Origin of the sequence: Photobacterium lutimaris, from assembly GCF_003025555.1 — a bacterium.
In the GTDB taxonomy this organism is placed as follows: Bacteria; Pseudomonadota; Gammaproteobacteria; order Enterobacterales; family Vibrionaceae; genus Photobacterium; species Photobacterium lutimaris.
Window position 1 is genome coordinate 1 of sequence record NZ_PYMH01000020.1, and the last position, 11,456, is coordinate 11,456.

General features: G+C 43.1%; 10 protein-coding genes. 4 read left to right on the forward strand and 6 right to left on the reverse strand.

Annotated elements, in window-relative coordinates:
* Positions 1-386: 386 nt before the first annotated feature.
* The 3 genes from C9I99_RS25025 to C9I99_RS25035 all read left to right on the forward strand — a co-directional run bounded on the left by C9I99_RS25025 (position 387) and on the right by C9I99_RS25035 (position 3,906).
* A complete protein-coding gene (locus C9I99_RS25025) occupies positions 387-1,373 on the forward strand; it encodes an integron integrase (RefSeq protein ID WP_107351555.1) in 987 nt (328 codons plus the stop codon).
* Positions 1,374-1,799: 426 nt separating this feature from the next.
* Entirely contained in the window at positions 1,800-2,273 is a 474-nt protein-coding gene (locus C9I99_RS25030; RefSeq protein ID WP_107351556.1) for a cell division inhibitor SulA, read from the forward strand.
* Between the two features lie 226 nt (positions 2,274-2,499).
* Positions 2,500-3,906: a basic amino acid/polyamine antiporter gene (locus C9I99_RS25035; RefSeq protein ID WP_107351557.1), complete on the forward strand. Its 1,407-nt coding sequence runs from the start codon at positions 2,500-2,502 to the stop codon at positions 3,904-3,906.
* A 57-nt stretch (positions 3,907-3,963) separates the two neighbouring features.
* Here C9I99_RS25035 and C9I99_RS25040 read toward each other — a convergent pair whose 3' ends face one another.
* The 5 genes from C9I99_RS25040 to phnW form a co-directional block, all read right to left on the reverse strand.
* Positions 3,964-4,362: a hypothetical protein gene (locus tag C9I99_RS25040; protein ID WP_107351558.1), complete on the reverse strand. Its 399-nt coding sequence runs from the start codon at positions 4,360-4,362 to the stop codon at positions 3,964-3,966.
* 373 nt (positions 4,363-4,735) lie between these two features.
* A complete protein-coding gene (glgC, locus tag C9I99_RS25045) occupies positions 4,736-5,953 on the reverse strand; it encodes a glucose-1-phosphate adenylyltransferase (RefSeq protein ID WP_107351559.1) in 1,218 nt (405 codons plus the stop codon).
* Between the two features lie 297 nt (positions 5,954-6,250).
* Positions 6,251-7,063: a phosphonoacetaldehyde hydrolase gene (phnX, locus tag C9I99_RS25050; protein WP_107351560.1), complete on the reverse strand. Its 813-nt coding sequence runs from the start codon at positions 7,061-7,063 to the stop codon at positions 6,251-6,253.
* Between the two features lie 96 nt (positions 7,064-7,159).
* A complete protein-coding gene (locus C9I99_RS25055) occupies positions 7,160-8,554 on the reverse strand; it encodes an aspartate aminotransferase family protein (protein ID WP_107351561.1) in 1,395 nt (464 codons plus the stop codon).
* Positions 8,555-8,563: 9 nt separating this feature from the next.
* On the reverse strand, positions 8,564-9,661 hold the full coding sequence (gene phnW / locus C9I99_RS25060) for a 2-aminoethylphosphonate--pyruvate transaminase (protein ID WP_208113466.1): 1,098 nt from the start codon (positions 9,659-9,661) through the stop codon (positions 8,564-8,566).
* A 322-nt stretch (positions 9,662-9,983) separates the two neighbouring features.
* On the opposite strand from phnW, the gene C9I99_RS25065 reads away from it, so the two are divergent.
* On the forward strand, positions 9,984-10,997 hold the full coding sequence (locus C9I99_RS25065; protein WP_107351563.1) for a putative 2-aminoethylphosphonate ABC transporter substrate-binding protein: 1,014 nt from the start codon (positions 9,984-9,986) through the stop codon (positions 10,995-10,997).
* Between the two features lie 138 nt (positions 10,998-11,135).
* On the opposite strand, the gene C9I99_RS27270 is transcribed toward C9I99_RS25065, so the two are convergent.
* Positions 11,136-11,294, reverse strand: a complete 159-nt coding sequence (locus C9I99_RS27270) for a hypothetical protein (RefSeq protein ID WP_166645520.1) — start codon at positions 11,292-11,294, stop codon at positions 11,136-11,138.
* Positions 11,295-11,456 lie beyond the last annotated feature (162 nt).

Genomic DNA, 11,456 nt, shown 5'->3' on the forward strand with positions numbered 1-11,456 from the left:
ATACACTAATATATCAGACCAAATAGCCACTTGTATTAATGCTAATATAATACAGAAAGGTATTAATACAATTATTTGGTTTGAAGTTAGACCTTTCTTGACCAAGATTCCTCCCTAAGCATATAACATTTTATTTGTCGAAACCACTTCGACTATCCCTACTACCAAAAATCAACCAGTTAAATTTTTCTTGGTTTGTTCTTGCTTATAGTGCGTAGTTAATTCGTATATCCCACCTCAACAATCAATAGTAACATACTGACAAACAACTGCTTTTCTATATGTTGTGACATTCGCTACAAATAACCGAACTCTGTTCTGCATAGCTTGGTGTCTGGTGAAAAACGTTCATAAAGTAATATACACATTTAGAAAACAGTATTTGTATGAAAGATATCCCACAGCCACTATCAAGCATTAAAAGTCCTTTTTTGGCAGAGGTAACCACCTTCATTCGTACAAGGGGGCTATCCTATTCAACCGAGAAAGCCTACATCAGTTGGATTAAACGGTTTATCCTATTCTCACGTTACCGACATCGTAATCAAATCAATGCAAGAGATATTCAACTATTCCTCGAACATTTGGTGACAACTAGAAATGTCTCACCAAACACCCAAAGGACAGCATTAAACGCACTTGTCTTTCTCTGCAGGGAAATGCTTAATCAAGATACTAGCTTGTTAAACTTCAAGCGCTCAAAACGTTCTACAAAATTACCAGAAGTGTTCAGCCATGAAGAAGCCATGTCGATAATCCGACTGCTTCAATATCCATGCAGGCTTGTGGCCCAGTTAATGTATGGCAGCGGGCTTCGTGTGAACGAAGCGCTTCGGCTCAGGATTAATGACATTAACTTTGATACCTTAAGTATTACTGTCAGAAATGGTAAAGGAAACAAAGATAGAAAGACCCTACTGTCGCCGCACATTATTGCAGATCTTAAACATCAAATAGAATCAGTCACAGCCCTGTACAAACTGGATACCAAGAATGGTTATGGTGAGGTGTATATGCCCTACGCCTTGCAACGTAAATATCCTAATCATGCTAAATCACTTGGCTGGCAGTATCTATTTCCAGCCAAAAATATCAGCAAAGATCCGCGCTCAAACAAATTGATGCGCCACCATTTAACCGACCGTAGTGTGCAACAGCAAGTAGCAACCGCAGTCAAGCAGGCCAAAATAGTAAAAAAAGCAAACTGCCACACTTTTAGGCATTCTTTCGCTACCCGTTTACTTGAGTCCGGTACAGACTTACGAAATATCCAGGAACTGCTTGGCCATAGCGATATAAAAACGACTCAAATTTACACCCATGTCGTAGGCACCCATTTCAGCGGCGTCAAAAGTCCTTTAGATCAGGTTTAACGGTATGCTACCGCCTAAGATACTTAAATCCCCACGCCTACAATTTTAATTATCAGTGTCTAAATAAGAATACATTCAATCAGTTTTACACAAAAGTCTAATGCAAGCATCTGTGAGATAGCCTGTATATATGATGAAACAATACTGTATACACAGTGGTTTTCTAGTTTATACAGTAGTTCTCCATAACTTACCCAGCTCAAAACCATTTAAAACCAAAAAAACACCAATATGTACTCATAAAGAGTACAACATTCAAATTCCTTTATATTCATGCATTTAAAATCTTAACTTGTATAGTTTCGTATCCTTTTTGCTCATAAAACCTCAAGCAACTGTTAAAAAACACTTGCAACAGCATCTAATTAAAACTACTGTATAGACATACAGCATGTATAAATAAACACTGTTTGAGGATGATGGATTATGGCTGCTTACTTTGAACACCAAAACACAGTTTCTGCTTCTCAGGTCTACAAAGCGACGTTTGGCGCGCATACTGAGGGCACCCCTTCTCCTCATACCGTGAATTGTCCGATTGAGGTTTCATTCAATGATGAAAGCCAAGCCCAATTGGCCTACTTCCTACGTATCCTCAAACAAGCTAGCCAACAGAACCGCTGGATCATGTTTATTGGTCAGAGTGCTCTGGTTGATAAGAATTTATTGAAAAGTGCTGGCATCGATTTAAACAAGGTCTTGGTATTGAACAATAAAAAAAGCAAATCAGACCAAGAACTGATGGAAAAAGCACTTCGCAGTGGGAACTGCAGTGCTGTCATTGCAACAGGTGACATTCAACACTTTGCCAGCTATGCCATCCGCGAAGCGTCAGATGCAGGTGCTAGCTTTGCATTTGTCATCAACCGTGATAATAAATCGCAGATCACTTACCACTGAATACCCTCATGTTTGACAACATTGAGCTCAATATCTAATACGTAATTCTTTCCTATACTTACAAAGCCATCAGCAATGCAGATGGCTTTTTTGATCCAGTACAATGAATGGTGTAATTAACTGTTATTTACGTGACGCGCATCACTTCTGCCGTGCAAATATATAAAAATCCATCATAATGCACCTGAAAATTATAAAAATTCAGTCGTTATAACCGGATGTATAAATGGAAAAGAAACTGGGATTAGGATCGCTAACTGCCTTGGTCATCGGCTCAATGATAGGCGCGGGTGTCTTCAGCCTTCCTCAGAATATGGCTGCTGTTGCCAGTCCCGCAGCAGTAATAATAGGTTGGACAATCACAGGTATAGGAATGATTTTCCTCGCCTTGGCCTTCCAGCACCTTTCGCAGCTGAAGCCTGAAATCGAAAGCGGTGTTTTTGGCTACGCTCAAGCAGGCTTTGGTGATTTCGTCGGTTTTTGCTCGGCTTGGGGTTACTGGCTCAGCGCTATGCTGGCTAATGTCTCCTACTTGGTGATCGTGTTCAGTACGCTAGGCATGCTGTTCGATACCCCGGATATGATGCTATTTGGTGCGGGAAATACTTGGCTCTCACTCATCGGCTCTTCTGTATTATTGTGGCTTGTACATGCGCTAGTATTGCGTGGTGTTCAAACCGCAGCCTTGATCAACATGGTCACTACCTGTGCCAAGCTGGTCCCGTTATTCCTGTTTATATTCTCCGCCCTCATTGCATTCCATTGGGATACCTTTGTGTTTGATTTCACTGGGCTGCACTTTGGTGAACAACACGACCTGCTATCCCAAGTAAAAGGTACCATGCTCATCACGGTATGGGTGTTTATTGGTATTGAAGGCGCTGTGGTTGTTTCAAACCGCGCTAAGAATCGTAAGGATATCGGTCGTGCAACAATTCTAGGATTGCTAACGGCATTAACTATCTATGTGTTTGTGACTTTGCTTTCAATGGGTGTCGTCAGCACGGAGCAATTAGCCACTTTCCAGAACCCTTCCATGGCTAAGGTGCTTACAGAAATCCTTGGACCATGGGGCAAATATATCATTGGCGTTGGTCTTCTTGTGTCAGTCTGCGGTGCATTCCTTAGCTGGACCGTCCTTGCCTCTGAGGCACCATATTTGGGGGCTAGGGATAAGATGTTCCCTATCAGCTTTGCCAAACAGAACGAAGCTGGCAGTCCGGTTAACTCGTTACTCCTGACAAATAGCTGTATTCAGGTCAGCCTTATCTTTGTCATGTTTGCCGGAAGTACCTATGATACTCTGCTCGCTATTGCATCAGAGATGATCCTTGTCCCCTACTTCTTAGTTGGTGCATATACGCTGAAGTTAGCAATCGAGCGAAAAGACCGTGGTTCTTTGTTCATCGTCGGTTTGTGTGCAAGTCTATATGGGTTATGGCTACTTTATGCCTCTGGGCTTAACTACCTTCTACTCTCTGCACTGCTGTATCTACCAGGGCTCTATTTCTACATTAAAGCCAAACGTGAGCAGAAAACCCGCCCGTTTGTCGGAAAGGAAATGACAGCAGCCAGCATACTAACTGTCGCAGCTTGCTTAGCCGTTGGCATGTTGTGGAAAGGTATGATTTAGAAATAATAAAGCCAGCGTGATAAACGCTGGCTTTATTTTATCTGAACAAACAAGCTATTAGAGCATATGTGCTCTAAGCACTTCCCCTTCATCGTCTAACTTAATCATCTTGCATGCAGCTTTGTTTTCAATCTCGACCAATTGAAACTCTTCCAACGCATAAGGCAGCTTGATCATAAGCTCGTCAATATGTTCTGCGCGTGCAAGCCGTAACAAACGAATCAGGTTGTTCGTATCACTGATATTGGTTGATAGCACTTTTAGTGCCTGCAACTGCAACTTCTCTGAGTCTGTCATTCCGTGCGGCATTGAAGAAGTCCATGTGATCTCAAATGCTGGAATCAGCGCCTTTAGCGCATCGACAAGTGTCACTCTTTGTTTGCATGATGCTGATAAAAATGTTGTGTAATCAAAAACAACATTATCTAGATTTGAGAATTCAACTGATGTTTCCATATTCATCCTTTTAGAAACATAACCACTGTTGTTAATAACTCATTTGCACCTGGCTAAATAAATATTTCGTTAGCTAATAACTACTATACGACTAACTTAAGTTTGAGCTATGTCTAATTTCTGAAAATATGGTGTTGATCTGCTTTTTACAAGCAAAAAATCAAAGTGGAAATATCCACAAAACATATGATTAACATCAATAAAACCTTACGCACATAGTGATCACTCTCTTGAAAAATAAATTTTTTTCAGACCTGTGTAATTGATAACCTTAATTAGTCATGCCAACAATAACCCGCAACACAATTGCAACATACAAAGCAAAAAACCGACAGCTCGTGTCGGTTTTCCATTCTGATATATAATAACGGTTTTAAAATTGATAATCAGAAGGAATAACTACCACTCCATTAGGTGAAATGACAAAACGCTCTGCATCTTGCTTGGGGTTCACGCCAATCTCAATGCCCGCAGGAATAGCAACATCCTTATCAATAATACAATTTTCTATATGAGCACCTTCACCGATCACGACACTTTCAAAAACAATGCTATTGATCACCACGGCAGCATTCTCAATTTTCACCTTGGGGAACAATACCGAGTTCTGTGCCGATCCTCCTTTGATAGCGACTCCATTGGAAATTATAGAGTTAATGAAGATACCTTCATTCCCTACCGGTGAAGAAACCGTTCTTGCTGGTGGCAATTGCTGTTCATAAGTCCGTATTGGCCATTCTTTCTGGTAAAGATCCATCGGTGGGTAATAGGACAGCAAATCCATGTTGGCTTGATAGAACGAATCAATAGTACCGACATCTCGCCAGTATGCATCTTGGCTTACCCTACCCGCTGAACCACCAAATTGATAAGCATATACACGCTCACCGTCAATCAGGCCGGGGATAATATCTTTACCAAAATCATGACTACTCGATGGGCAAACAGCATCTTTCTCTAACGCCTCTTCCAATGCCTTTATCGAAAAAATGTATATTCCCATCGAGGCCAAGCAGGTATCCGGATTATTTGGCAGTGTCTGGGGATCTTCTGGCTTCTCTGTGAAAGAATAGATACGTTGATATTCATCAATGGACATCACGCCAAAGGCATTGGCTTCTGACTTTGGTACTTCCATACAGGCAACGGTTAAATCAGCTTCGCTTTCAACGTGCTGTTTTAGCATCGGCTCGTAATCCATGCGGTATACATGATCACCAGAAAGAACAACAACGTATTTTGCATCACTGCGGGTGAGTAAGTAGAGGTTTTGATAAATGGCATCTGCCGTACCCTGATACCAACTATCACCCGTGCGCATTTGTGGAGGAACGGCTGTAATATACTCACCGAGTTCAGGATTAAAAATAGACCAACCGTCCCGTAAGTGCTTCTGCAGTGAGTGGGATTTGTATTGCGTTAACACCAATACGCGACGTAAACCTGAATGCAGGCAGTTAGTGAGTGTGAAATCAATAATCCTGTATTTACCGCCAAAAGGTACAGCGGGCTTAGCTCTGTGGTCGGTTAATGGTGACAATCTCGAGCCTACTCCACCGGCCAAAATAACGGTAATTGCTTCCTTTTTCATCCTATTCCCCTAGCGCACATTATGTATAACAGAAAACAGAGCAATATTTACGCCACAAAGAATAATTATTAAGTCTTTGATAATTTACAGTTTAATAATAGGGTAATATAAATCTCAGCGAGACCGCACCAATATAGTGAAGCGGTATAATGCATTGCACAATAAAAGCCCTTTTTGATGTTTGACCGCACCAAAAGGGCAATATTTACCTAGGGTTCCTCAAACACTTTCAAGGATCGTTGCCATTATTCTTTCAAGACTATTTTTATCGTGAGACACAATATCTGATTACTACGCTTATGGATGCTCCCCTGCCGCTAAGCGACGCTCGATATCAGCAACGACTTTTGGCAACTCGGCAATGGTATCAATGTTGTAATGTGCACCAGAATGGGTAAAAGCGTCGATCGCTTTTGCCCGTGCAGATGCTAGTGTGACTTCATCCGCTTGCTCGAATTCAGCCTGAGTTAGGCCAGCTTCGTTCCCGGACAACAACAGTGCAACAGTCCACATGCCTGCGTTGAGACCTTCTGTAATCCCTGGTACAGAATCATCCACTTTGATACATGCTTTTACATCCGATACCGCAAGCTCAATCATATTCTGCAGCAACATATAAGGTGCAGGGCGACCACCAGCACGCAAATCATCAGTAGCAACAGCGCAATCTGGACTGTAGCCTTTTTTCTTCGCCGCTGGGATCAGTTCGTCGAGTACGACCCGTGGATAACCAGTACATGAACCAATCTTGATCCCTTCTTCTCGCAGACCATCAATGACGTCTTTTGCGCCAGGGATCAAATCTGCATGATCAGCGACTTTGGCTATTTGCAACGGCATAAAGGTTTGGTAGATCTTATCAATATCTTCTATTTGCATTGGTTGACCGAACTTTTGCTGCCAGCGCTTGCTGACTTCAGGTAATTCACCAACACATTTAATGTGGTCCCACTTACCCAGGCCCATAGGTACACGCGCTTCGGTCAGTGAAATATCAAAGTCATATTCACGGCGGAATGCTTCGACAAATATGGTTGTCGGGGCGAATGAGCCAAAATCCACTACGGTGCCTGCCCAATCAAAGATTACAGCCTGAACTTGTTTTGTCATTTTATCTTCCTTCTAAAACTCGTTTTTACTGGCAGAAAGTCGCATTGCCAGCGTCGTATCAATCAGATGTTCAAATAGATCATCATTGTTCGCTAACTATTGGCCTTGAACTTCACTAATAGCCTGTTCGACTATATCCATAGCACGCACAAGGTCATCACGTTCAATGATTAATGGCGGGCTTAACTGCAATACGTTACCCTGTGACACTTTGAAACTCATACCTAATTCAAGACATCGATACATCACTTGCTCAGATTCTTTTAGTGCTCGTTCTTTGTTGTCACGCGATGTGACAAGCTCGATGCCCCAAAGTAAACCAACACCACGCACATCCCCAATAAGCGGATAGTTCAGCTTCATCCCTTCAAGCCGATCATACATATAAGCTTCATCGCTCTTTACTTTGGCCAGTATGTTTTGCTGCTCAATCACTTCGATAGTCGCTAAGGCTGCCGCGCAACCTATCGGGGATTTTTCGTGGGTATAGTGGCCCAACGAAACATGCGATGCCGTGTTGTACTTCTCTTTGGTGATCATTGCAGCGATTGGCACTACGCCACCACCTAACCCTTTGCCGATACAAAGAATGTCTGGCTCAATGCCAAACTCTTGGTAGGTAAACCAGTTACCACTTCTTCCCATACCATTGGGAATATCGTCGATGATCAACATAACGTTGTGCTTATCACAGATCTTACGAATGCGTTGCCAGTACGCTTTGCTTGGTACCTGCACATCGGTATTTCGAATACCTTCTGCAATGAAAGCCCCTATCCCGCCCTCTTTCTCGATCACATATTCAAGGTAGTCGGCATAATGAACATCGCTCCCGTCTTTGGCCGGGAATGCACCACGGTAACTGACGGCAGGAGGAATTCGTTCTACACCCGCCATCAATGGTCCCATGCCTTCACGAAAACACGCTTCTCCACCAACAGAAATGGCATCAAGCGAAGCACCATGGAACGAATCCCACAATGACACCACTTTGTAATTGCCAGTCACATACCGGGCAAGTTTCAGAGCCATACCGATCACCGAAGTTCCACCCGGAGCAAACAGTACGCGGTTTAAATCACCACCGGCAATCTCAGTGAGTTTCTTCGCACAATCAATCGCTGTCTGATTAGTAAAACGACGAGGAGAAAACGGTAACTCTGCCAACTGTTGTTGGATTCTGGCCACAACGTGAGGATGGCCATAGCCCAGCTGGTGAACATTGTTGCCATGGAAATCCATGTATTTCTTGCCAGCAGCATCTTCGATATAAATACCTTCGGCACCTACTAATGCGTCTAGGCACGGTGTCGACATTGCTTGATGTAGAAAAACCTTACTGTCTTCTTCCAGCATTTTCTGCGTTGTTTGGTCTGCAATACTGTTAGTCCATGCAGTACGTGCAGGGGTAATGTTGGTATCACCTTCACTGCGCAGCGACTGATCGGTAAGCGACGTTTTATTTTGTTCAGAAGCCGTTGTCTTAGTCATCATCTTTCCCTAAACCCAGTACATCGCACTTTCGATGGCATCAATCAAACGGCGCATATCCGCGTTATAAACATCGCCAATGTTACCGATACGGAAACAGTCAGCGTTTGACACTTTTCCGGGGTAGATAACAAACCCTTTTTCTTTCAGAAGGTTGTAGAACATTTTGAATTCATACTCATCGGCTTCCGGCGAGTAGAAAGACGTGATAATGGGTGAATGCAGTGACTTATCTAATAGACACTTGAAACCCAGTTTCTCCATACCGGCAACCAGTATCTTCTGGTTCGATGCATAGCGTTGATAGCGTGCCTCAACACCTCCTTCTTCATGAAGTTCTTGCATGGCCTGATAGAAAGCACGTACGGTATGGGTCGGTGAGGTAAAACGCCATTTACCGTGATTGTTTTCCATGCACTGCCATTGGTCATAAAGATCCAACGACAGCGAGCGGGCGCGACCTTTGCACTTTTCTAGTTCATCTTGTCTGGCGATGACAAAGCCGAACCCAGGAACACCTTGGATACACTTATTAGCAGAACTGATCATAAAGTCGATACCCAGCTTACCGATATCCAGCGGAATACCACCAAAGCTAGACATCGCATCGAGGATCATGATCTTGTTGCGGGATTTGACCACATCACACACAGCTTCAACCGGATTCAACATACCGGTTGTGGTTTCACAGTGCACCATTGCCACGTGAGTAATCGCTGGATCATTATCAATAATATCAGCCAGTTGTGCTGCATTGGGTTGGACAACTTCACCCAACTCAATAATCGTATGTTCAATATTCAAATACTGTGCAATTTGGCCTATCCGTTCGCCGTAGGCACCATTATTAACCACCAGCAATTTTCCTTGTTGCGGAATAATCGAACCGATTGTCGCTTCAACCGATGCGGTACCACTGCCCTGCATCAGAACACTTGTATACCCTTCAGCACCCGTCGCCAGTTCAACCAACTGCTTGCGGATCGCTTCTACAATGTCTTTATTGTATTCGTCATCCCAAGTACACCAATCTCTTAGCATTGCTTCACGAACGGTACGACTTGTTGATAGCGGACCCGGGGTGAGTAGTAGATATTGATTATCCAAGTTTTCCATTCTCTTGATTCCAATTTGGACTATACCAGTTTCGATAAACTATAACGATCTTGGTAGATCGCTGTAAATGCCCTCACCCTAGAATTAACAAAAGCTTCATGATCCTCTTATTTGTCGCCACCATCCTTTATTTATCTCTAATATTTTGCTGTCAAAAAGATCTAATAAAACTGTTAGTAAACTGAAATATCGCCATCATTGAACTGTCATATTTCATGCCTAGCATCTTCCGTGTCGAAACAATCTGGTAAAGACCAAGCCTATTACTTTCAATATTGCTGCCTGGTCGCCAAAATATTCATGGAGATGAAAAATGAAAAACCGTTGGATGATTACCCCTCTGACTGCAATTGCAGCCCTTACTGGTTCTTCTGCGTTTGCTGCCGAGGAACTAACGGTATACACCGCTTTCGAAACTGACATGCTTGCTAAGTTTAAAAACGGTTTTGAGCAAGCGAACCCAGATATAAAAATTAATTGGGTACGAGATTCAACCGGTATCATGACCGCGAAGTTGTTAGCAGAAAAAGGGAACTCTCATGCTGACGTTGTATGGGGTCTTGCCGGCTCATCGATGGCGCTTCTTAAAGAAAAAGGAATTCTAAAGCCCTACACACCTGTCGGTCTTGACCAAATACGTGGCAACCTCGTCGACCCTCAAGAAGACAAAGCTTGGTTCGGCAACGACGCCTTCTTCAATGCCGTTTGTTTCAACGAAATTGTGGCTGAGCAGCAAGGTCTCTCTAAACCAGAAACCTGGGAAGATTTACTCAAGCCTGAGTACAAGGGCCATATCGCTATGCCTAACCCCGCCTCTTCCGGTACGGGTTACATGCAGGTGTCAGCCTGGATCCAGTCAATGGGTGACGACGCGGCTTGGCAGTACATGGCTAAATTGGATGACAACATCGCACACTACACTCACTCAGGGTCTAAACCATGTGTACAGGCTGGCATGGGCGAAGTCGCTATCGGTATTTCAATGGCTATTCGTGGCGCAACGCTAAAAACACAAGGCGCACCTATTGATATCATCATGCCTAAGGGCGGTGTGGGCTGGGAAGCCGAAGCGGTTGGTCTGGTGAATACAGAATCTGATGCAGCGAAACGCCTAGTTGATTGGTCTATCTCTGAAGAAGCCAACACGCTTTATAACGAGTTCTACCCGGTCGTTGGCCATAAATCTATCAATGCGGCAGTGACTAACTACCCAGATGTAGAGAATGCCATGGTTGATATGGACTTCGGTAAGATGGCCCAAAGCCGCGAGGATGTATTGCAAACGTGGTCTGATAAGTTTGACGCTAAATCTGAGCCTCGTTCATAATCAGCGAGAATTAAAGCGTTCACTAAGATATTGAAACACTGAGCGTGACGGTAATGCTGTCACGCTTTCTTTGTTTTTGAACCAATCTAATAAGTCTTGTATCAATTAATATATTTGATTGGAAATGGGTTGTTGGAATTAGAGCTGGAAATAAGCTTGACGGACAGTCCTGCCCTCTTGTGTGTCCAGCCCCTCTTGTTGCTCAGTTTGCGCATCAAGCTTTGCCAGCTCTTTTTTCATTTCCGACAGCTCACGTTCCATATAAGAAATATTTCTAATCAACATTTTTCTTTCCATGATGCTTTGCCTCAATCAAAAAACACAAAAGTAGAATAAAAGGTCTAGACCTATATAGAATATCAATTTGACAAGATGAAAATGTGCCAACCTAATCAAATTCTTTTTTAATACGACAAAAAAATACGATATTCAGTAATGGTTAAGTATGAACTAGTCGCC

What these genes read in the sequence shown, in the direction of transcription:
- C9I99_RS25025 (WP_107351555.1), top strand. Translation starts at nt 387, where the DNA reads ATGAAAGATATCCCACAGCCACTATCAAGCATTAAAAGTCCTTTTTTG.
- C9I99_RS25030 (WP_107351556.1), top strand. Translation starts at nt 1,800, where the DNA reads ATGGCTGCTTACTTTGAACACCAAAACACAGTTTCTGCTTCTCAGGTC.
- C9I99_RS25035 (WP_107351557.1), top strand. Translation starts at nt 2,500, where the DNA reads ATGGAAAAGAAACTGGGATTAGGATCGCTAACTGCCTTGGTCATCGGC.
- C9I99_RS25040 (WP_107351558.1), bottom strand. Translation starts at nt 4,362, where the DNA reads ATGGAAACATCAGTTGAATTCTCAAATCTAGATAATGTTGTTTTTGAT.
- glgC (WP_107351559.1), bottom strand. Translation starts at nt 5,953, where the DNA reads ATGAAAAAGGAAGCAATTACCGTTATTTTGGCCGGTGGAGTAGGCTCG.
- phnX (WP_107351560.1), bottom strand. Translation starts at nt 7,063, where the DNA reads ATGACAAAACAAGTTCAGGCTGTAATCTTTGATTGGGCAGGCACCGTA.
- C9I99_RS25055 (WP_107351561.1), bottom strand. Translation starts at nt 8,554, where the DNA reads ATGACTAAGACAACGGCTTCTGAACAAAATAAAACGTCGCTTACCGAT.
- C9I99_RS25065 (WP_107351563.1), top strand. Translation starts at nt 9,984, where the DNA reads ATGAAAAACCGTTGGATGATTACCCCTCTGACTGCAATTGCAGCCCTT.
- C9I99_RS27270 (WP_166645520.1), bottom strand. Translation starts at nt 11,294, where the DNA reads ATGGAAAGAAAAATGTTGATTAGAAATATTTCTTATATGGAACGTGAG.